Consider the following 21,272-nt stretch of genomic DNA (forward strand, 5'->3'; position numbering starts at 1 on the left):
GACGCCAGACTGGACGAAAGCGACGGCGCATCCGGCGCCCGCTGAGATCGGAGCGATCACCATGGGATTCCTCGACCGCCTCCTTGGCCGAGAAGAACCGCAGCAGTCCGCCTCCTACCCGCCGCCCGCACCGGCCGGCCAGAGCTACCCGCCGCCGCCCGCGAACACGGCCGCTCCCGCTCGCACCGACGACGAGATCGCGGTCGAGCGCTACCGCTACCTCTTGCGCACCGCTCCGCCCGAGACCATCGAGCAGGTGCACGAGGAAGCGTTCACCAAGCTGACTCCCGAGCAGCGGCGCATCCTCTTCACCCAGCTCAGCGAGAACGCGCCCCCCGGCGAGCAGCCGCGAGGCGACGACCCGCGCTCGCTCGCTCAGGCGGCGACCCGTTCCGAGATCCGCCAGCCCGGCACGCTCGAGCGCTCGTTCAACGGGGCCGGCCGTGGCAACGGCGGCGGCCAGGGTATGGGTTTCGGCAGCATGGTGGCCAGCTCCCTGCTCGGAACAGTCGCAGGTTACGTGATCGGCTCGGCGCTCGTCAGCGCCTTCCTGCCGAACCCGGGGGCCGACCAGGCCGCGGGCGACGGCACCGACAACAACGGAGACAACTCCGGCGACAACAACGACAACTCGGGCGACAACGGCGGTTCGGATGCCGGCGGCGACGCGGGTGGTGCATCCGACGGCGGTGTCAGCGCTGACGGCGGGGCAGGCGACGGCGGCGGCTGGGGCGACAGCGGTGGCGGCGACTGGTCGGGAGGATCGGGCGACTTCGGAGGCGGCGACTTCGGAGGCGGCGACTTCGGCGGAGGCTTCGACTTCTGATGCCTCGCCGAGTCGGTAGAGTCTGACGTTATGACAGACCTGCGCATCGTCGAGCACGAGCAAGACGACACCGTCACCTACTACGTCACGACCGACCTGAACCCGGACGACTTTCCGGGCGCACCCTCGCTCGGTCCTTTCGACACGCGCGGCGAGGCCGAGCAGGCTCTGAAGGAGTGGGACCAGGAGCTCATCGACGACGCCACACCCGACGACGACTCAGCGCCGGCGACCGCGTAAGCGCGTCGCCCGCGTGGACGCGACGCACCGCGGTCGAAGAAGCACGGTCGAAGAGCTGGAGTCGCTCTAGGCGCTCTGCAGCACGATGACCACCGAGATGGCGCCGATGCTGAGCGCGACAAGCCCGATGATCACGATCCAAGCGAGCATCCGGGCGTGACCGAGTCGCCCGATGAAGCCGGACGGGCGGTTCTCGTACTCGTCGTCGTCGTTGCTCATGTGACGACGATAGCGGGTACCGTAAGTCTCAGCCCAGCCCGTCGACACCGAAGAAGGCGATGAACGCATACGAGAGCCGTCCGTGGCTGAACAGTTACTCTCCCGAGCTCTCACCGACGATCGATCCGGTCGAATTCGACTCCATCGGCAGTCTGATCGAATCGATCTGCCGCAAGTACGCTGACCGCCCGGCATTCTCGAACCTCGGCACGGTGCTCTCCTTCCGGCAGATCAACGCCCTCTCCGACCGTTTCGCCGCCTTCCTCGTGGGCGAGCTCGGCCTCGCCAAAGGCGACCGCATCGTGCTGCAGATGCCCAACCTGCTGCAGTACCCGGTGGCGGCGTTCGGGGCCCTGAAGGCCGGTCTCGTGGTGGTGAACGCCAACCCTCTGTACACCGCTCACGAGATGCGGAAGGTCTTCGTCGACTCCGGCGCCGTGGCGATCGTGGTGCTCGAGAACTTCGCCGACAAACTCCACACGATCATCGCTGAAACGCAGATCAAGCACGTCGTGCTGACGGATGTCGGCGACCTCCTGCCCCCCGCGAAGCGCGTGGTCACCAACTTCGTGGTGAAGCACGTGCAGAAGATGGTGCCGAAGCACGGCCTCACCGGAACCGTCGGATTCCGGGAGGCGCTCGCGAAGGGCGTGCGACACGCATCCGTCGCCCTGCCGGAGGTGACGCGCGACGACACCGCGCTGCTGCAGTACACGGGCGGCACCACCGGTGGCACGAAGGCCGCCGTCGTCACCCACCTCAACCTGATGTCGAATCAGGCCCAGATGCTCGCGCCGATGCGGCTGCGGCTCGACGAGGGTGTCGAGACGGTGATCGCGGCCCTGCCGATGTACCACATCTTCTGCCTCACGGTGAACTGCCTCGCCTTCTTCAACTTCGGGGCGCACAACGTGCTCATCACCAATCCGCGTGACACGGCCGGGCTCACCAAGACCATCGCCAAGACCAAGCCGAGCGTGCTGATCCTGGTGAGCACCCTCGCGGCCTCGCTGCTCGACCGCGCCGACTTCCGGTCGCTCGAGTTCTCCGGGGTGAAGCTCACCGTTGCGGGCGGTATGGCTCTGCGGGGATCGACCGCCACGGCGTGGAAGGATGCCACGGGAAACGACGTGGTGGAGGGCTACGGCCTCACGGAGGCTTCACCGGTGGTGAGCGTCAACCCCACCTGGATGGCGCCGCGCGTCGGCACCATCGGGCTGCCGCTGCCCTCGACCGACATCGAGATCCGCGACGACGAGGGCAACGTCGTTCCGCTCGGCGACGCAGGCGAACTGTGCGTGCGCGGCCCGCAGGTGATGTCGGGCTACTGGAATCAGCCCGATGCCACAGCCGACGTTCTGAAAGACGGCTGGCTGCTCACCGGCGACGTCGCGTCGATGTCCGACGACGGCTACATCACGATCGTCGACCGCAAGAAGGACCTCATCGTGGTCTCCGGCTTCAATGTGTACCCGAGCGAGGTCGAAGAGGTCGCGATGGCGCATCCGAAAGTCAAAGACGCCGGAGTGATCGGCGTGCCCGACGAGCACTCGGGTGAAGCGGTGGTGCTGTTCGTCGTGAAGGCCGACGACTCGCTCACCGAAGACGAACTGCGCGCCTACCTCAAGGGCGAGCTGGCCGGCTACAAGCGGCCCAAGCGCATCCTGTTCCGCGACGACCTGCCGAAGTCGAACGTCGGCAAGGTGCTCAGGCGGGAGCTGCGGGAGTTGCTGGAGTAGCAGTAGCCCTCGGCCGGCGCAGGAGGATCGTGAGCGCGATCACCAGCGCGATGACGATCGTGATCCCCAGCACCACCCCCGCCAGAGCCAACGCGCCTGTGAGCAGAGGCAGCAACAGCACGACGCCCGCCCCGCCGAGCGACACGGCGGGCGGGATCACCGTCGGACCGTTCAACGGACGGTTCAGCACCCAGAGCGACACGAGGAACACCGACACCGGAATGGCGATGGAGTAAGCCACCACGATCGGCGGCGCCTCCAGATGGTGGCCGATCGCCTCCACACTCACCTCGAGGCCGGCGCCGAGGGCGGCCAGCGATGCGAACACGACGTAGTGCCCGTACCCCCAGTAGAAGGCCCGGTCGCGGTTGCGTTCGAGGCCCTCGTGCGCCGGCTCCAAGAAGTACACCCACCACAGTCCGAACAACAGCGCGAGACCGGATGCCGCGAGCACCACGAACTCGCCCGACGACGACCCGGCGCTCACGACGCTCTGCACGCTGACGCTCGACGCCAGCACCGATTCGCCCAACAGGATGATGGTGAAGAGGCTGTAGCGCTCGGCGACATGATGCGGGTGCCAGCTCGTCATCTGTCCTCGTTCGGCCCAGAGCGGCACCGCCATCTCGCACAGCGCGAGGATCACGAAGATCGCCACCTGAGCACCGAACGGGAATCCCTGGGTGAAGAACAGGCGCAGGATCCACAGCGATTGCACCACCGCGATGCCGAGCGCGTAGCGGAGCGCGGTCGCGCGACCCGAGGGGTCTTGCGCGGCGGCCCGGAGCCACTGCACCACGAGCGCGATGCGCATGATGAAGTAGCCGAGCGTGATGAGGGTGAAGTCGCCCGTCTCGAACGCGCTCGGCACCCCGGCGGCGAGCACGAGCACTCCGCCCATCTGCACCATCGTGAGAAGGCGGTAGGGCACGTCGTCGGTGTCGTAGGCCGACGCGAACCAGGTGAAGTTCAGCCACGCCCACCAGATGGCGAAGAAGACCATCAGGTAGTTCGGCAGGGCGGTGTCGAGGTGGTCTTCGGCGATGGCGTGGGCGAGCTGGCCGACGATGGAGGAGATCGCCACCACGAAGGTGAGGTCGAACAGCAGCTCGAGGGGGCTGGAGACTCGGCCGGGCTCGTCGATGTCGCGGGCGCGCATCCGCACCATCGGGATCAGGCTGTTCAGAGGGCGCGCGTCTTTCGACATGCGCACCAGCTTAGAGCGGCGCCGGGCGGCGACCCGCGGTGGTGACCCGCGGTGGCAACCTGCGGCCGACGTGCCTCAGAGGAAGAGCAGCACGAACTGCAGCACCACGGCCAACCCGCCGAGGCCGAGCAGAATCCAGGCGGTGGTGCGCAACGCCCGCCCCTCGTGCTTGGGATTGTCGATCCGCCCGACCGAGGGGTCGCGGGGACTGACGTAGACCGTCACGTCCTCGCCGGGTTCGAGCACCTGGGTGTCGTCGTCGATCGAGGGTGCTTCGTAGAGCAGCCCGTCTTCGCCGAGCCAGCGGTAGGCGAGGTCGCCGTTGGCGTCGATCACCACGACGCCGAGCGTCTCGCTCCAACCACGGAAGTACGCGCCCCGCAGGAGCCCCGCCACGAGCAGCAGGGCGCCGGCGCCGAGGCCGATCCAGCTGAAGAGCTCGGTGATCAACGACACGGCGTCGATCGCATCCTCCATGGTCAACACCCTATTGGGCCGGAGCCCTCAGCCGCGTGCTGGCCCCGGCGGGAGTGGGGCCCCCGGCTAGAGTGGCAGCGTGAACGGTGTGCAGCTCCTTCTCGTGATCGTGGGGGCGATCGCGCTGACCGGACTCGCTCAGCGCCGGGGCCTGCAGCCGGCGCTCGTGATCACGCTGGTCGGCTTCGCCGCCTCCTTCATTCCGGGATTCACCGGCGTCGAACTCGACTCCGACATCATCCTGGGGCTCGTGCTCCCGCCGTCGCTCTACTCGGCGGCGCTCAACTTCTCGTTCTTCTCCTTCATGCGCAATCTGCGCACCATCGTCGGCCTCGGCGTGGGGCTCGTCGTCGTGACGACCCTCGTGGTGGGGCTCTTCGCGTCATGGGCGGTGCCGGTGCTCACCTTCGGAACCGCGATCATCCTCGGTGCGATCGTGTCGCCGCCGGATGCCGTCGCCGCCGTCTCCATCGGCAAGAAGCTCGGCCTGCCCAAGCGGGTCATGTCCATCCTCACCGGCGAGAGCCTCGTCAACGACGCGGCGGCGCTGACGCTCTTCTCGATCGGCGTGGCCGCGGTGGCGGGCACCCACACCATCTTCGACAACCCGGTGCTGCTGTTCCTCTACAGCGCGCTGGTGGGGATCGTGGTGGGCGTCGCGCTCGCCTGGGTCTCGATGCTCATCCGTCGGCTGTTGAAGGATGCCGGCCTCGAGACCGTGCTGGGCCTGATCGTGCCGTTCGCGGCCTACCTCCTCGCCGAACAGCTCGAGGCCTCCGGCGTGCTCGCGGTGGTGGCCGCCGGATTCGTGGTCGGCACGAACTCCAGCCGGGCGGGCTACGAGACGCGCTTGCAGGAGCGTCAGGTGTGGAGCTCGCTCGACGTTCTGCTCGAAGCCTTCGTCTTCGCCTATATCGGCCTGCAGCTGCGTTTCGTCATCCAGGATCTGACCGAGGCGGGCCAGTCGGTCTGGGCGGTGTTCGGGGCGGGGCTGCTGGTGCTGCTGGTGGTGCTCCTCATCCGGCCGGTCTGGGTGTTTCTCGCCTTCGGCCGCAACATCGTCACCGACAAGCTGATGCGCCGCAAAGTGGCGAGCGACGTGCGCGTGCGCGAACGGATCGCCCGCGAGAACGCGATCCGGGTCGCGCGCGGGCGGCGGCCACGGCAGTTCCCGGTGTTCCTGAACTGGCGCGAGAGCGTGGTGGTGTCGTGGACCGGGATGCGCGGTGTGGTCACCCTCGCCGCCGCGGCCGGTGTGCCGCTGCTGCTCGCGAACGGGCAGCCCTTCCCGGGGCGGGCCGAGATCCAGGCGATCGCCTTCATCGTCGCCGTCGGCACCCTGCTCGTGCAGGGTCTCACCTTGCCCGCGCTGATTCGGGCGCTGCACCTCAGCGACCCGAAGCAGGACGAATACGACAAGGAACAGGAAGCGCTCGCCCGCAAGGTGGCCGAACAGGCGTCGAAGAAGGAGTTCGCCACCTTCATGGCGTCGCCGCCCCCGGGAATGCCGCCGGAGCTGCTCGAGCGGGTCAAGTCCTTGGTGGCGCGGCAGTCCGACGACGCGGAGCGGGCACCCGATCCGACGGCGGGCGAGTTCGGACAGACCTTCGGGTCGCTCTACCGCCGCGTGCTGCAGGCCCAGCGCGACGCCGTGGTGGCCGAGCGCGACGCGAACAAACTCGACGACGACGCCGCCCGCGAATTCCTGCAGCAGCTCGACTACCAGGAGGCGGCCATCGTGTCGCGTCTCGGCAACCGCCTCTGACCTCGTTCCGTTTCCCCTCATCCTCTGCTTGGAGAACCATGATCATCACCGTCGATGGCGCCACCCCTGAGATCGACGAGTCGGCCTGGATCGCGCCGACCGCCACCGTCATCGGCCGCACCCGCCTGGCCGCCCGTTCGAGCGTGTTCTACGGTGCCGTGCTGCGCGGCGACACCGATTCGATCTCGCTGGGCGAGGGCTCGAACCTGCAGGACAACGTGGTGGTGCACGCGGATGCCGGCATCCCCACCACCATCGGCGCCGGGGTCAGCGTGGGGCACGGTGCGGTGCTGCACGGCTGCACCATCGACGACGACTGCCTGATCGGTATGCACGCGACGGTGCTGAACGGTGCCGTCATCGGCGCCGGATCGCTGGTCGCGGCCGGGGCCGTGGTGCTCGAGGGCACCATCGTGCCGCCCGGATCTCTCGTGGCCGGCGTGCCGGCGAAGGTGCGCCGCGAGCTCAGCGAAGAGGAGCGGGCGGGCATCCGCCGCAATGCGGAGACCTACCTGCGCCTCACCGCCGCGCACGCCGCGGCGACGATCGTCGGGTAGCGGCGAATCGCCAAGACACGCCGTTACAACGCATCCGATACCGACGGATACTGGCGATTCGGCGACGACGGTTCGCCGCACGGGCTCAGGATGCGCGAGTAGCCTGAGCGGGTGGCAACGACGACCCCCTCCGACTCGCTGATCGACGACGAGCTGCTGGCGCGCATCCGTTCGCGGGCGGCGGTTCACGACCGCGAGAACTCTTTTCCGCACGATGACCTGCGCGACTTGCAGGAAGTCGGCTACCTGCGGATGTTCACCCCCGTCGCCCTGGGCGGGCTCGGCTTCGGCCTCGCCCGGGTGGCCCGGGAGCAGACGCGGCTCGCCACGGCGGCGCCGGCGACGGCGCTCGCCATCAACATGCACCTGGTGTGGACGGGCGTGGCGAAGGTGCTGCTCGACCGCGGCGACTCATCTCTCGAGTGGGTGCTGCGCGACGCGGCCGCCGGTGAGGTCTTCGCCTTCGGCAACAGCGAGGCGGGCAACGACCTCGTGCTGTTCGGGTCGACGACGGATGCGCATCCGCTGCCCGACGGCTCGTACGCCTTCACGGGCCGCAAGATCTTCACCTCGCTCTCCCCGGTCTGGACCAGGCTCGGCGTCTTCGGTCGCGACGCCTCCGACCCGTCGGCGCCGATGCTGGTGCACGCCTTCCTCGATCGCTCGGCCACGGGGGTGACCACCGTCGAGGATTGGGACACGCTCGCCATGCGCGCCTCGCAGAGCAACACGACGGTGCTCGACGGCGCTGTCGCTTCTGCTGACCGGGTGTTCCGCACGCTGCCCGAGGGGCCGAGCGCCGACCCGCTGATCTTCGGCATCTTCTCGAACTTCGAGATCCTGCTCGCCGCCGTCTACACGGGCATCAGCCAGCGGGCCATCGAGCTCGCCGTCGAGGCTGCGCACCGGCGCACCTCGCTGAAAGCCGGTGGCCGCCCGTATGCCCACGACCCGGACATCCGTTGGAAGGTGGCGGAGGCGGGGATCGCGCACGACGCCATCCCGCCGCAGATCGAGGCGCTCGCCGCCGACGTCGACGCGCTGCTGCAGCACGGCCCGGCATGGTTCCCGAAGCTCGTGGGCCTCAAGGTGCGGGCGACCGAGAGTGCGCGGTTCGTGGTCGACCAGGCGCTGCGGGTAGCGGGAGGCTCGGCCATCTACTCGTCGGCCGAGCTCGGACGGCTCTACCGCGACGTCGTGGCGGGGATCTTCCATCCCTCCGACGGGGAGTCGGCGCACAACACCGTCGCCAACGCGCTGCTCGGGCCGATCCCCGAGTGATGGTCTCCGCGTCGGATCGAGTGCACCGCGCGAATTCGGGAGGAGGAGAAGCAGACGACCCCCGTATTCGGGCGTCGTTCGCGTCTCCTCCTCCCGAAACGGAGGCGAGGGGTGAAGCTGCGGTGAGGGCCGCGGTGGGGTCCGCGGTGGCGGCGGTGGGCGAAGTGGCGGCGAGGGGCGAAGTGGAGGCGAGCCGCGACATGGCGGCGAGTGGCCGAGTGGCGGTGAGGGGCGAAGTGGAAGCGAGCCGCGACATGGCGGCGCGGGGTGACAGGAAGGCGAGGATGCGCGGTGCGTTCCGGCCGCGACGGTTGCGCTTCGTCGTGGGCGCGATGATGCTCGGCCTGACCGCCCTCGGAGGCTGCGCATCGAACGTGCCCGCCTCCGGAATCGTGAGCACGGTGTCTCCGTCGAGCGGTGGAGCGGCGGCAGCGGCCGGCGTGCCGTCGCCGAGTGGCGGTGACAGGGGCAGTGGCAGCGGCAGCGGCAATGGCTCTGGCAGTGGCTCTGCCACCGTGCCGCCGACCGGGGCAGCGGAGGTGCTCACCCGTCAGCGCGCCGCCTTCCCGGCCCCGAGTCGCGACGAACGCATCCGGTCGTTCGCCGAAGAACGTCTCGCCTCGATGACCCTCGACCAGAAGATCGCGTCACTGTTCATGGTGCACGTGGCCGGCGCCGATCCGGCGGCCCTGCAGGCCTATCTCACGACATCGGCACCCGGCGGACTCCTGCTGCTCGGCGACAACGTGCCCGGAAGCACCGAGGAGGCGGCCGCGCTCACCGCCGCCCTGCCGGGCGACGACGGGCTCGGCACCCTGGTCGCCATCGACGAGGAGGGCGGCATCGTCGCGCGCCTCGGCGCCGACACCTTCGCCTCGGCCGAGACGCTCAAGAACGAACCCGTGCAGGCGACGACGGATGCTTTCACGCAGCGGGCCGATCTGCTCCAGTCGACCGGCATGACGGTGAACTTCGGGGTGATCGCCGATGTCACGGCCGATCCGTCGTCGTTCATCTACGAGCGGGTGCTCGGAACGGATGCCGCCTCCGCGAGCGAGCGCGTCACCGCCGCCGTCGAGGCCGAGAACGGCAAGGTGCTGAGCACGGTGAAGCACTTTCCGGGGCACGGCGCCGCTCCGGGCGATTCGCACTCCTCGCTTCCCACGACGGATCTGCCTTTCGAGCAGTGGCAGGCCGAGGACGCGCCGCCCTTCCAGGCGGGCATCGACGCGGGCGCTCCGATGGTGATGTTCGGGCACCTCGTCTACAGCGCCGTCGACCCGGCCCCGGCATCGCTCTCGGCGGCCTGGCACGCGGTGCTGCGCGACGACCTCGGCTTCGACGGGGTCGCCGTGACCGATGACCTGCTCATGCTGGAGGCATCCGGTGTTCCGGAGTATGCCGACCGCACAACGAATGCGATCGCCGCCCTCAACGCGGGCAACGACCTCTTGCTCTACAACACGCAGCTCGACCTGCCCGCCATGACAGCGGCGATCGTGGCTGCAGTGCACGCCGGGCAGGTCTCGGAGCAGACCATCGACGAGGCGGCGCTCCGCGACCTGTCGCTGCGTCGCGACCTCTGGCTGCAGCAGCACCCGGTACCTGTGGCGGTGCCCGCGGCGCCGGCGCGTTAGCGGGCGGGCGGGGCCGGGGGAGCCGGCGGTGCGGGGGTGCGGGGCGTCTTGCCGCCGCGGCGGGCGAGCAGCACGATGAGCAGCACGATCGCCGCGATCACGGCGATCGGGATGAGGAACGGGATGAAGAATCCGAGTGCCACCACGAAGCCTGAGACGGCGGCCGTCAGCGCCGCCCATCCGGTGGCGAGGCCGCTCCAGAAGTCTCCCGGAACGCTGGGGGCCAGCGCGCCCTTCTCCTGCAGGTCGAGCGTGATGGTGGAGTAGTCGATCTGGTCGGCGAGGTATTCCCGCTGCGACTTCAGGCTGTCGAGCTGGCCCTGCCGGTCGGAGATCGCGGTCTCCAGTTCGACGAGGTCTGCCGTGGTGGCGGCCTGGTCGACGAGCGCGAGCAGCCGGTCGACGGATGCCTGCAGGGCCTTGATCTGCGCATCCAGATCGCGCACCTGCAGCGTGACGTCGTTGGTGCTGAGCGAGACCTGCTCGACGGTGCCGAGCTTCTTCAGCTCGTCGATGGTCTTGTCGACCGCGTCGGCCGGCACCCGGATGGTGAGCTGGGCACTGGCCCGCTGGTCGTCGGAGCCCGCTTGCTGGGTGCGGGAATCGATTCGCCCGTCGAGCGACTCGACGAGAGCGACCGCGTCGTCGGTGGCGGCGATCGGGTCGTCGACGGTGACGGTGATCCAGCCCGTGGTGATGACGCTCTGGTCGGTGGTCGCCGCGTCGTCGGCGAAACCCTCGCCGCTCGCCGAACCCTCCCGGGTTCCCTGATCGGGCGCGACGACGCCGGACGGCGCCGACGACGACCCGCCGGAGGCGGCGCAGCCGGCCAGCAGGAGCACGGCGGCCACGGCCGAGGAAGCGAGGATCATTCGTCTCATGAGGCTCACTGTAGAGAGGGATCTCTGTGTGCTGCCTGGAACTCCGCGGATGGTTATCCGGTCGTTATCCGCACGCACGCCGGATGTCTGAACGAGTGGTGAACTGGCCACCCGGGCCATCCTCGACGGCGGAGCGCGCTACGCTCGAAGCATCATGCAGCAGCGCATTCTCGGCCGTACCGGCCGCTCGGTATCCATCGTCGGCCTCGGCACCTGGCAGCTCGGAGCAGATTGGGGCGACGTCGACGAGACGGCCGCACTCGACGTGCTCGGCGCATCCGTCGACGCCGGTGTCACCTTCTTCGACACAGCCGACGTCTACGGCGATGGGCGCAGCGAGACGGTGATCGGGCGGTTCCTGCGCGAGAACCCCGAGGCGCCCCTGACCGTGGCCACGAAGATGGGACGTCGTGGGCCGCAGGAGTCGGGCGAATTCACGCTCGCGAACTTCCGGGCCTGGACCGATCGCTCCCGCGCGAACCTCGGAGTCGACCGGCTCGACCTCGTGCAGTTGCACTGCCCGCCGCCCCCCGTGTTCTCGAGCGACGAGGTCTACGACGCACTCGACACCCTCGTCGAGGAGGGCGCGATCGCCTCCTACGGCGTCAGCGTCGAGACCTGCGACGAGGCGCTCGCCGCGATCGCGCGCCCGGGCACCGCGAGTGTGCAGATCATCCTGAACGCGTTCCGGCTGAAGCCGCTCGACGAGGTGCTGCCGGCAGCGCAGGCCGCGGGCGTGGGCATCATCGCGCGCGTGCCTCTCGCCTCGGGGCTCCTGTCGGGTCGCTACACGGCCGACACGACGTTCGCGGCGAACGATCACCGCAACTACAACCGCGACGGCGGCAGCTTCGACGTGGGAGAGACCTTCTCGGGCGTCGACTACGAGCAGGGCGTCGCCGCGGCACGCGAGTTCTCGGCGCTGGTGGCGTCGACGATGCCGGATGCGACGCCGGCCGCAGCGGCGATCGCCTGGATCGCGAGCCAGCCCGGCGTGACCTCGGTCATCCCCGGCGCCCGCAGCCGTGCGCAGGCGGAGTCGAACGCCGCGGCCGGCCTTCTCTCGGTGCCCGCCGCACTCGACGAGGGCGTGCACGAGATCTACGACCGCTACTTCCGCGAGGCCATCCACCCGCGCTGGTAATCCGTCATGCACAGAATGCGAGGGACCGACCCCGTATAGGCGATCGGTCCCTCGCATTCTGTGCGTTATAGCTCAGTTGCGGTCGTCGGGGTCGACGCCCGTGCGCTCGCCCGTCGCGAGGGAGGCGATGGCGGCCAGGTCGTCGGCGTCGAGCTCGAAGTCGAAGACGTCGATGTTCTCGCGGATGCGCGACGGAGTCACCGATTTCGGAATCACCGAGACGCCGAGCTGCACGTGCCAGCGCAGCACGATCTGCGCCGGGCTCTTGCCGTGCTTGCGTCCGAGTGCGGCCAGAACCTCCCCGCCGTGCGCGGCATCGAGCACGTGGCCGCGGGCCAGCGGAGACCAGGACTGGGTGAGGATGCCGTGGGCCGCGTCGTACGCACGCACCTCCGCCTGCGGCAGCCACGGGTGCAGCTCGACCTGATTGACGGCCGGAGTCGTGCCGGTTTCGGCGAGGAGCCGGTCGAGGTGCTTGGTGTGGAAGTTGGCGACACCGATGGATCGTGCCCGGCCCTCAGCCGCCAGACGCTCGAGGGCTCGCCAGGTCTCCACGTAGAGGTCGTTGGCGGGAGCCGGCCAGTGGATCATGTAGAGGTCGACGTAGTCGGTGCCGAGCCGGTCGAGGCTCTCGTCGAACGAGCGCAGCGTGCTGTCGTAGCCGTTCTCGGTGAACCAGACCTTCGTGGTCACGAAGACGTCTTCTCGGGGCAGGCCGCTCCGCCGAACTCCCTCGCCCACGCCCGTCTCGTTGAGGTACATCGACGCGGTGTCGATGAGGCGGTAGCCGTGCCGCAGGGCGAACTCGACCGCCTCGGCGGCTTCGGCATCCGTGGTCTTGTAGACGCCGAGTCCGAGTTGCGGGATGCGCCGCCCGTCGTGGAGCGGGAGGGTGGGGGAGAGTGCGTCGACCATGATTCGATTATCGCGCGGGGGGCTGCGAGCCTAACCGGTGAGCTGCACTGGTTCCGTGTCGGGCAGCGGGCTCGCGTCGCGACCGCGGAGGTCGGGATGGAAGCGCTTGCCGAGGAGCGGCACCAAGAAGCCGAGGAGGGCAAGCGCTGCGGCCACCACGAAGGCGCCGATCGCTCCGACGCCGTCGATCAGGAAGCCGGCCAGGGCCGATCCGACCGCCGCTCCGATCAGCTGGCCCGTGCCCACCCAGCCATAGGCCTCCGCCGTGTCGCTGAACCGCACGCTCGTCGAGACGATGGCGAACATCACCGCGAGGGCGGGTGCGATGCCGATGCCGGCGATGAAGAGGGTGATGGCGAGCCACCAGATGTTGAGCGAGGCGGCGGCCAGCGCGGTTCCCACGAACACGATCGCCATGCGCCGGGCGAGCGCCCACGGCCCGATCGGCTTGTGGCCGAGCGAGAGACCACCGATGAGGGAGCCCACGGCGAAGATGGCGAGCACGATGCCGGCCTGTGCGCCGCCCTCGCCGAAGGTGGCGACGACCCCGGCCTCGATGGCCGCGCAGGTGGCGACGAGCAGGAACCCGACGATCGTGGCCAGCAGCACCGGCGGCTTCTTCAGCACCGCACCGAGCCTTCGCTTCGAGCGCGGGATGCGAACGCGGCCGAGCTCCGGACTGGTGAGGAACCAGATGCCGCCGCCCACGAGGAAGGCGACGGCGAGCAGGATGCCCCAGACGGTGCCGATCTGGATCGACACGAAGGTCGTGATGACAGGACCGAGAACCCAGATGATCTCCTGCGCCGAGGCGTCGAGCGAGAACAGCGGTGTGAGCTGGGAGGAGTTGACCATCTTCGGGTAGATGGTGCGCACGGCCGGCTGGATGGGCGGCATCGTGAGGCCGGCGACGAACGCGACCGACATGGCGGCCGGGATCGACAGCGGCAGCAGCGCGATGCCGGAGATGGCGATCGCGCACACGATCATGGTGAGCAGGATGACGCGGCGCATGCCCCAGACGCCCATCAACCGGCTGGTCAGTGGCCCCGCGATGGCCTGCCCGATGCTGAGCGCGGCGAGCACGAGGCCTGCGACGCCGTAGGAATCGTAGGTGTGCTCGATGTGCAGCAGGAACGCGAGTGAAAGCATCCCGAACGGGAATCGAGCGGTGAGCTGAGCGGCGATGATGCGGGCGACGCCACGCGTCTTGAGGAGTTCGGTGTAGCTGCTCATAACCGAACGAGTCTACGTGGTACTGGCCAACAACTTGGTGATGCGTTGCAGCGATGCGGGCTCCGCCGTGCCGAGGGGCTGGGCGAACAACCCGATCCGGAGTTCCTCGATGAGCCAGCGAGCGCGCACGAGGTTCTCGGGGGCGTGCGGGCGGAGGGGGACGCTGCCACCCGCGTCGACGAGGCGCTCGGTCGCGGTCTGCACCTCGTTCATCCAGGCGCGGTCGCGGGCGGGGTTGTCGGGGAGCTTCTCGAGGCGGTACGTGATGCCCGCGAGGTAGCGCGGGAGATGGCCGAGGCGGGCGAGGCCGGTCTGGCTGATGAACCCGGGGCGCACGAGAGCGGCCAGCTGCTCGCGCGCATCCGTGATCGCGGGCAGCAGCGCCATGCTCGTCACCGTCTTGAGCTTGCGATCGGCGTCGCGGGCCGCGCCCAGGATGCGCACCACCGTCGCGACCGTCTGGTCGAGCAACGGCAGCACCGCCGCCGAGAGGCGGTCGCGCACGGCGTCGAATTCGGAGCGGGTCCAGACGAGGCCGTCGGGGTGCAGCGCCCGCAGAGCTTCGTCGGCGCAGGCGAGCATCGCGTCGTCGAACAGCGCCTGCACGTTCTGGTAGGGGCTCGTGGCGAGTAGCAGCTTCTCGTTCTGGGTGAGGTGCTCGCGAACATAGGATGCCGGACTCGGCACCGCGAGCAGCAGCAGTCGCAGCACCCCGGCCGGTGTCGCGCGCGCCTGCTCGTCGGCGGTGGCCATGAGGCGCACGCCTACGCTCGACTTCTCGTCGACGAGTGCCGGGTAGGCGCGGATCACGCCGCCGTGCTGGCGGGTGTCGACGAAGTGGGGGAGGTCGCCGATGGTCCAGTCGGTGAGTCCGGAGCGCTCGACCGCGCCGCCCGAGGGTGCGCCGGCGATGCGGGCCGCCGCGCCGGCGGCACCATCTGCGCCCGCGCCGACCCCGGCGGCGGCTGCACCGGCGCCGCTCGCTGCGTCACCGCGAGGCCCACCCGCCGCATCCGCACCGCCGCTCGCGCCCGCGCCGCGGCCGCTGCTGCGACCGCCGGCGCGCGCATCCCGCGAATCGGGCGCCGTCGCAGCCGATGACAACCGGGCGATACTCGCCCGCGCCGCGTCGGCCAGACGTGCCTGCAGCGCCGTGAGGTCTTTGCCCACGCCGACGGTCGCGCCGCGCTCGTCCACCACCCGGAACGTCACGCGGAGGTGGTCGGGCAACCGCTCGCGGTCGAAGTCGTCGGTGGAGACCGGCACGTGCGCGAGCCGCGTCATCAGGGCCGCGAGTCGCGCGAGGAACCCGCCTTTCGCATCCGATCCGTCGACCGCATCCGGCCCCAACTCATCGAGCAGGCGCACCGCCCAGTCGGTGGCCGGCACGAAGTTCACCCGCAGGCGTTTGGGCATCGAGCGGACGAGCGCGGTCACGAGCTCCTGCCGGAACCCAGGAACCTGCGACTCGAACGCCACCGGATCGAGCCGCGGCAGCAGAGCGAGCGGAACCGTCGCGGTCACCCCGTCGTCGTCGGCGCCCGGCTCGAAGCGGTAGCGCAGCGCGAGTCGCTGGTCGCCCTGCTGCCACTGCGCCGGGAACTCGGTCTCGTCGACCTCGGGCGCCCCCTCGGGGAGCAGCGTGTCGGCGGTCATCGTGAGCAGCTCGGGGTCGTCGTGCCGCGCCTTCTTCCACCATCCCTCGAAGGTGCGCTGCGACACCACGTCGCGAGGGATGCGTGCCTGGTAGAACTCGAAAACCGCTTCGTCGTCGAGCAGGATGTCGCGCCGCCGGGAGCGCTCCTCGAGCTGTTCGAGGTCGCGGCGGAAAGCACGGTTGGCCCGGTCGAAGGCCTGCTGAGACTCCCAATCGCCCTCGACCAGCGCGTGCCGGATGAACAGTTCCCGCGCATACTCCGCGTCGACCCGGGCGAACTGGATGCGCCGCCGCGCCACGATCGGCACGCCGTAGAGCGTCACCCGCTCGTAGGCCACGGCAGCGCCCTGCTTCTTCTCCCAATGCGGTTCGGAATAGCTGCGCTTCAGCAGGTCGCCCGCGAGCGGCTCGGCCCAGGCCGGGTCGATGGCGGCGCTCATCCGGGCGAACAAGCGGCTGGTCTCGACGAGTTCGGCGCTCATCACGGCCGACGGCTGCTTCTTCGCCAACGCCGAACCGGGAAAGATCATGAACCGCGTCTGGCGAGCCCCGAGGTAGTCGCGTTTGGCCTGGTCGCGCAATCCGATCTGCGAGAGGAGACCCGAGAGGATCGACTTGTGGATGCCGTCAGGGTTCACGCTCGGCTCGCCGATGGTGAGCCCGAGAGGCTTGGCGAGCTGGCGCAGCTGCCGATACACGTCTTGCCACTCGCGGATGCGGAGGTAGTTGAGGAACTCGGCCTTGCAGAGGCGCCGGAACGCGCTCGACGACAACTCGCGCTGCTTCTCTTCGAGGTAGTTCCAGAGGTTCAGCAGGGTGAGGAAGTCGCTGGTCTGGTCGGCGAAGCGCCCATGCAGTTCGTCGGCGCGGCCGCGCTTCTCGAGGGGGCGCTCCCGCGGGTCTTGGATCGTGAGCCCCGCCACGATCGCCAGCACCTCGCGGCTCGTGCCGGTCTGCTTCGACTCCACGACCATCCGGGCGAACCGCGGCTCGATCGGCAGGCGCGCGAGGTCGCGGCCGATCTTCGTCAACGACGGGCCCGCATCCTTTGCCGTGGTGACCGCGTTGAGTTCCGCGAGCAGGTCGAGCCCGTCTTTGATGCCGCGCGAATCGGGTGGCTGCAAGAAAGGGAAGGCGGCGATGTCGCCGAGGCCGAGCGAGATCATCTGCAGGATGACCGCGGCGAGGTTCGTGCGCAGGATCTCGGGGTCGGTGAACTCGGGCCGCCGCGTGTAGTCCTCTTCGGAGTACAAGCGGATGGCGATGCCGTCGCTGGTGCGCCCGGAGCGCCCCGAGCGCTGGTTGGCGGATGCCTGCGAGATCGGCTCGATCGGCAGCCGCTGCACCTTCGAGCGCACGGAGTAACGGCTGATGCGGGCGGTGCCGGAGTCGATGACGTACTTGATGCCCGGAACGGTGAGGCTGGTCTCGGCGACGTTGGTGGAGAGGATGACGCGGCGGCGGACGCCCGGGGTGCTCGAGCGCTGGAACACCTTGTGCTGGTCGGCGGCGCTCAGCCGCCCGTAGAGGGGGAGGAGTTCGGTGTCGCCGGCGCGCCCGCTCGAGGCGAGCCGGCCGCGCAGTGACTCCTCGGCGTCGCGGATCTCGTTCTCGCCCGAGAGGAAGACGAGCACGTCGCCCGGTTTCTCGCGGGCGAGCTCGTCGAGGGCGTCGCCGATCGCCTCGAAGAGGTCTTTGGGCTCGCGCTCGCGCGGGGTGGCGGTGCCGCCACGGCGACCACCGCCCCCGCGCCCGCCGCTGCCGCCATCGAGTCGCCAAGAATTGTCGGAATCCGCGCCGCCATTCCGACCATTCTTGGCGACTCGATGATCGGCCCCCGCGGAGGCGGAGGCGGGAGCGGACGGGCCGGGAGCATCGACGTCGGTGTCGGCGTCCTCGCCTTCGGCGTCGGGGGCCAGGGGGCGATAGCGGATCTCGACCGGGAAGGTGCGGCCCGAGACCTCCACGATGGGAGCGGGCTCGCCTGCGGCATCGGCGAAGTGCCGCGCGAAGCTCTCGGGGTCGATGGTGGCACTCGTGATGATGAGCTTGAGGTCGGGGCGCCTCGGCAGCAGCTGCTTGAGGTAGCCGAGCAGGAAGTCGATGTTGAGGCTGCGCTCGTGCGCTTCGTCGATGATGATCGTGTCGTACCGGCTGAGCATCCGGTCGTGATTCATCTCGTTGAGCAGGATGCCGTCGGTCATCAGCTTGATGCGGGTGGCAGCCGAAGCCCGATCGGTGAACCGCACCTGGTACCCGACGAGTCCGCCCACCTCTTGACCGAGCTCTTCGGCGATGCGCTCGGCGATGGTGCGGGCAGCGAGCCGCCGGGGCTGCGTGTGCCCGATGTTCTCGCGGCCGAGCTCGAGACAGATCTTGGGCAGTTGTGTGGTCTTGCCCGATCCGGTCTCTCCCGCCACGATCACCACCTGGTTGTCGCGGATGGCGCGCGCGATCTCGTCTCTCTTCTGGCTGACGGGCAGCTCAGGAGGGAAGACGATGTGGAGGGGGGAGGGGGTGGCCATCAGCCTTTCATCGTACGACGAGCACGCATCCTGTTGACGCGCAAAGCACTTTGCGCTACAAAGTACATACGCAAAGAACTTTGCGACGCAAACTTCAGGAGGTCGCCATGGATGACGAGAACCGAACGGATGCACCCGACGAGGTGCTCGACCCCGCTGCCGCCCTCGCACTGCTGAACCGTCAGCAGCAAAGCGTGCAATACCAGCAGTCGGCGTTCGTGTGGGTGATCGAACTGGCGTGGGGCATCGCCTGGAGCGTCGGCTTCGTGCTCCTCTGGCTGATCGACGGCGCGAAGCCCGCGTTCTCCATCCCGCTGCCGGTCGCCGCCATCGCCTTCGCCGCGATCGTGACGGTGGCCATCGTGATCTCGATCGTGCTCGGCGTGCGCAGCAGCCGAGGGGTGCGGCCGAGCGCCGCGGCATCCTTCCAGGGCACCGTCTACGGCGTCACCTGGTCGGTGAGCATGGTGGCCGTGTGGCTGTTCGCCTCCGGCCTGCAGTTCAACGGCATGACCGGCGATCTCGTCGCGATCTTCTACCCGGTGGCCTACGTGATGATGACGGGCATCCTGTTCCTCTTCTCGGCCTCGCTCTACCAGGCCAAGCCGATGGTGTTCCTCGGTGGGTGGATCGTGCTGATCGCGGTGATCGCGCCGTTCTTCGGCTACCCGAACCACTACCTCTTCCTCGCGATCGCGGGCGGTGGGTCGCTGCTCGTGATGTCGGTGATCGTCGCGGTGTACACGGCGCGCCTTCGGCGCAAGGCGGCCGGACATGTCTGAGCTCGATCCGGTGATCCACGCGCAGGCAAGGCTGCGCATCGTGTCGGCCCTCGCCACCCTCGACCCGGAGGAGGCCATCACCTTCCCGCGGCTGCAGGAGCTGCTCGACATGACGGCCGGCAACCTCTCCACGCACCTCCGCAAGCTCGAAGACCCGGGCTACGTCGAGGTGGCGAAGACGCACGAGGCGCGCACGCCCGTGACCTACATCTCCCTCACCCGGCGCGGTCGCCGTGCCTTCGAGGACTACACCGAATCACTCCGCGACCTCCTGGGAGGGCGATCATGACCACCTTGGCCTCACTCGAAAACGTCACCCGCCGCTTCGGCGCCGTGACCGCCCTCGACGACGTCTCCCTCGACATCGAGAGCGGCTCGATCGTGGGACTTCTCGGTCCGAACGGCGCCGGAAAGAGCACGTTGCTGTCGCTCCTCCAAGGACTGCGGGCTCCGGATGCCGGAACCGTGACGCTCTTCGGAAGCTCGCCCCGCGACGCCCGCACCCGCATCCGGCTCGGCTGCACCCCGCAGGAGACCGCGTTGCCCGACCCGCTGCGGGTGGGCGAGGTGGTGGACTTCGTGGGCGCGCACTTCCCCGACCGGGTGCCGACCGCCACCCTCGCCTCGCGGTTCGGGTTCGACGACCTGCTGCGACGGCAGGTGGGGTCGCTCTCGGGCGGCCAGAAGCGGCGGTTGAGCGTGGCGCTCGCGTTCGTGGGGCGGCCGCAGCTGGTGCTGCTCGACGAGCCGACCACGGGGCTCGACGTCGATGCGCGCCGCACCCTGTGGAACGCGTTGCGCCGCGAACACGCTTCGGGCACGACCGTGGTGGTCACGAGCCATTACCTGGAGGAGATCGAGGCGCTCGCCGAACGCGTCGTGGTGATCGACGGCGGGCGTGTGCTCGCCGACGACGACCTCGGCCGGGTGCTGGCGCAGGTGGGGGTGACGAGGGTTTCGCTGGCGTTGCCTGCGGCCGGGGCTCAGGATGCGCGGGGCGGGGCGGGTGCGGCGAGCAGTGCTATGGCTTCGGATGCGCGGGGTGCGGCGAGCGTGCTCGGCGTGGTCGAGCAGCTGCCCGGCGTGGTGCGCACCGAATTCGACGAGAGGGGGGAGCCGACATTCTCGGTCACCGACTCCGATGCCTTCGTGACGGCGCTGGTGCGTGAGGGTGTTCCGTTCCAGCGGCTGCGCATCCGCGGGGCGACGCTGGAGGAGGCGTTTCTCACGCTCACCCACTCCGACACCGATGCTGCCGATGCGGCCGACACGGACGCCGCCGTCGACGAGGCGCCACCCGGCGCACCCGTCGAGTCCGACCGCCACCCGAGCCGGCACTCCACCCGGCATCCGTCATCGACCACGACCACCGCACCCACGCGGAAGGAGGTGGCGTGATGAGCGTCGCCCGGCTCACCTTCGTGCACGCGAAGTATTCGCTCATCGAGACCTCGCGCATCCCGATCGCCATCATCGGTTCGCTCGTCTTCCCGGTGCTGTCGCTGTTGTTCTTCGTGGTGCCGCAGCGCGTGGTGGCCGACGACCCGCTCTACGCGACCCAGGCCATCATCTCGCTGAGCGTGTTCGCGGTGCTGGCCAACGGACTGTTCAGCTTCGGGCTCGGCATCGCCGAGAACCGGGAGAAGGCCTGGGACCCGTATCTCCGCACCCTGCCCGCCCCCGGCATCTCGCGGGTGCTCGCGCACATCTTCTCGACCGGGTTGATGGCGCTGGTGTCGATCATCCCGGTGATCGTCGTGGGTGGGCTGTTCACGGCCGCATCCGCTCCGTTGCCGAACGTGCTCGCGGGGTTCGTGGCGCTCGCGATCTCGTCACTGCCGTTCATGCTGATGGGCATCTGCGTGGGGTACGCCTTGCCGCAGAAGGCGGCGATCGCGGTGGTGCAGGTGCTGATGTTCGGGTTGGCGTTCGGTGGCGGGCTGTTTCTGCCGCCGATCCTGTTCGCCGACTGGTTGAACACGCTCTCGATGTTCCTGCCGTCCCGCTCGGCCCGCGAGATCGTGGTGTGGGCGGTGCAGGGCGGCGAGCTGCCGGGGTGGGCCGTGCTGGGGTGGGCGGTCTGGACCGCCGTGACGCTGGTGCTGGCGCTCGTGCTCTTCCGTCGCGACGAGGGCCGCCGCTTCCGCTGACCTCGCCAAAATCCGCCCTTCCACATCGATTCTG

The 21,272-nt window shown here is 69.2% G+C and carries 19 protein-coding genes; 12 read left to right on the forward strand and 7 right to left on the reverse strand.

The annotated features are described in order from the left end of the window. The first annotated feature begins 61 nt into the window (after nt 1–61). Complete coding sequence (locus N1027_RS10225) at nt 62–826, forward strand: hypothetical protein (RefSeq protein WP_259507443.1); 765 nt, start codon at nt 62–64, stop codon at nt 824–826. Nucleotides 827–856: 30 nt separating this feature from the next. Next, the gene (locus tag N1027_RS10230; protein ID WP_259507445.1) at nt 857–1,066 is read left to right on the forward strand and encodes a hypothetical protein; all 210 of its coding nucleotides are present in this window, start codon (nt 857–859) and stop codon (nt 1,064–1,066) included. Nucleotides 1,067–1,132: 66 nt separating this feature from the next. Here the strand turns inward: N1027_RS10230 and N1027_RS10235 are convergent, their stop codons facing one another. Next, the gene (locus N1027_RS10235) at nt 1,133–1,285 is read right to left on the reverse strand and encodes a hypothetical protein (protein ID WP_259507447.1); all 153 of its coding nucleotides are present in this window, start codon (nt 1,283–1,285) and stop codon (nt 1,133–1,135) included. Between the two features lie 59 nt (nt 1,286–1,344). Here N1027_RS10235 and N1027_RS10240 point away from each other — a divergent pair, with 59 nt between their 5' ends. Continuing rightward, a complete protein-coding gene (locus tag N1027_RS10240; protein ID WP_259507449.1) occupies nt 1,345–3,024 on the forward strand; it encodes an AMP-binding protein in 1,680 nt (559 codons plus the stop codon). Here the strand turns inward: N1027_RS10240 and N1027_RS10245 are convergent. Further along, nucleotides 2,993–4,231: a low temperature requirement protein A gene (locus N1027_RS10245; RefSeq protein WP_259507451.1), complete on the reverse strand. Its 1,239-nt coding sequence runs from the start codon at nt 4,229–4,231 to the stop codon at nt 2,993–2,995. The two genes, N1027_RS10240 and N1027_RS10245, sit on opposite strands and share 32 nt — an antisense overlap. A 75-nt stretch (nt 4,232–4,306) precedes the next feature. Then, nucleotides 4,307–4,708 (reverse strand): DUF3592 domain-containing protein, encoded by a 402-nt coding sequence (locus tag N1027_RS10250; RefSeq protein ID WP_259507453.1) that lies wholly within the window; start codon nt 4,706–4,708, stop codon nt 4,307–4,309. Between the two features lie 79 nt (nt 4,709–4,787). On the opposite strand from N1027_RS10250, the gene N1027_RS10255 reads away from it, so the two are divergent. From N1027_RS10255 to N1027_RS10270, 4 genes are all read left to right on the forward strand, one after another. Further along, nucleotides 4,788–6,473 carry a cation:proton antiporter gene (locus tag N1027_RS10255; protein WP_259507454.1) on the forward strand — a complete coding sequence of 562 codons (1,686 nt, stop codon included), beginning with the start codon at nt 4,788–4,790 and terminating at the stop codon, nt 6,471–6,473. A gap of 38 nt (nt 6,474–6,511) precedes the next feature. Beyond that, entirely contained in the window at nt 6,512–7,030 is a 519-nt protein-coding gene (locus N1027_RS10260; RefSeq protein ID WP_259507456.1) for a gamma carbonic anhydrase family protein, read from the forward strand. Between the two features lie 111 nt (nt 7,031–7,141). After that, nucleotides 7,142–8,311, forward strand: a complete 1,170-nt coding sequence (locus N1027_RS10265) for an acyl-CoA dehydrogenase family protein (protein WP_259507458.1) — start codon at nt 7,142–7,144, stop codon at nt 8,309–8,311. Between the two features lie 284 nt (nt 8,312–8,595). Then, a complete protein-coding gene (locus N1027_RS10270) occupies nt 8,596–9,948 on the forward strand; it encodes a glycoside hydrolase family 3 N-terminal domain-containing protein (RefSeq protein ID WP_259507460.1) in 1,353 nt (450 codons plus the stop codon). Here N1027_RS10270 and N1027_RS10275 read toward each other — a convergent pair. Continuing rightward, nucleotides 9,945–10,829 carry a DUF4349 domain-containing protein gene (locus tag N1027_RS10275; protein ID WP_259507462.1) on the reverse strand — a complete coding sequence of 295 codons (885 nt, stop codon included), beginning with the start codon at nt 10,827–10,829 and terminating at the stop codon, nt 9,945–9,947. The two genes, N1027_RS10270 and N1027_RS10275, sit on opposite strands and share 4 nt — an antisense overlap. A gap of 154 nt (nt 10,830–10,983) precedes the next feature. Here N1027_RS10275 and N1027_RS10280 point away from each other — a divergent pair, with 154 nt between their 5' ends. After that, nucleotides 10,984–11,973: an aldo/keto reductase gene (locus N1027_RS10280; RefSeq protein ID WP_259507464.1), complete on the forward strand. Its 990-nt coding sequence runs from the start codon at nt 10,984–10,986 to the stop codon at nt 11,971–11,973. 72 nt (nt 11,974–12,045) lie between these two features. On the opposite strand, the gene N1027_RS10285 is transcribed toward N1027_RS10280, so the two are convergent. Genes N1027_RS10285 through hrpA form a run of 3 tightly spaced genes read right to left on the reverse strand, consistent with a single transcriptional unit; the run spans nt 12,046 to nt 18,306 of the window. Continuing rightward, on the reverse strand, nt 12,046–12,888 hold the full coding sequence (locus N1027_RS10285; RefSeq protein WP_259507466.1) for an aldo/keto reductase: 843 nt from the start codon (nt 12,886–12,888) through the stop codon (nt 12,046–12,048). A 30-nt stretch (nt 12,889–12,918) separates the two neighbouring features. Next, nucleotides 12,919–14,124, reverse strand: coding sequence for an MFS transporter (locus tag N1027_RS10290; protein WP_259507469.1), 1,206 nt, complete (start codon nt 14,122–14,124; stop codon nt 12,919–12,921). A gap of 12 nt (nt 14,125–14,136) precedes the next feature. Then, entirely contained in the window at nt 14,137–18,306 is a 4,170-nt protein-coding gene (gene hrpA, locus N1027_RS10295; protein ID WP_259507471.1) for an ATP-dependent RNA helicase HrpA, read from the reverse strand. 107 nt (nt 18,307–18,413) lie between these two features. On the opposite strand from hrpA, the gene N1027_RS10300 reads away from it, so the two are divergent. From N1027_RS10300 to N1027_RS10315, 4 genes are read left to right on the forward strand one after another with little or no spacing between them, the layout of a single operon-like run. Next, the gene (locus N1027_RS10300; RefSeq protein WP_259507473.1) at nt 18,414–19,088 is read left to right on the forward strand and encodes a hypothetical protein; all 675 of its coding nucleotides are present in this window, start codon (nt 18,414–18,416) and stop codon (nt 19,086–19,088) included. Next, nucleotides 19,081–19,377: a transcriptional regulator gene (locus N1027_RS10305; RefSeq protein ID WP_259507474.1), complete on the forward strand. Its 297-nt coding sequence runs from the start codon at nt 19,081–19,083 to the stop codon at nt 19,375–19,377. Before N1027_RS10300 ends, N1027_RS10305 begins: the two co-directional genes overlap by 8 nt. Next, nucleotides 19,374–20,486, forward strand: coding sequence for an ABC transporter ATP-binding protein (locus tag N1027_RS10310; protein WP_259507476.1), 1,113 nt, complete (start codon nt 19,374–19,376; stop codon nt 20,484–20,486). The genes N1027_RS10305 and N1027_RS10310 overlap by 4 nt, the downstream gene beginning before the upstream one ends. Continuing rightward, nucleotides 20,486–21,238, forward strand: coding sequence for an ABC transporter permease (locus N1027_RS10315; protein ID WP_259507478.1), 753 nt, complete (start codon nt 20,486–20,488; stop codon nt 21,236–21,238). The genes N1027_RS10310 and N1027_RS10315 overlap by 1 nt, the downstream gene beginning before the upstream one ends. The last annotated feature ends 34 nt before the right edge of the window (nt 21,239–21,272 follow it).

The organism is Herbiconiux aconitum, assembly GCF_024979235.1.
GTDB classification, from domain to species: Bacteria; Actinomycetota; Actinomycetes; order Actinomycetales; family Microbacteriaceae; genus Herbiconiux; species Herbiconiux aconitum.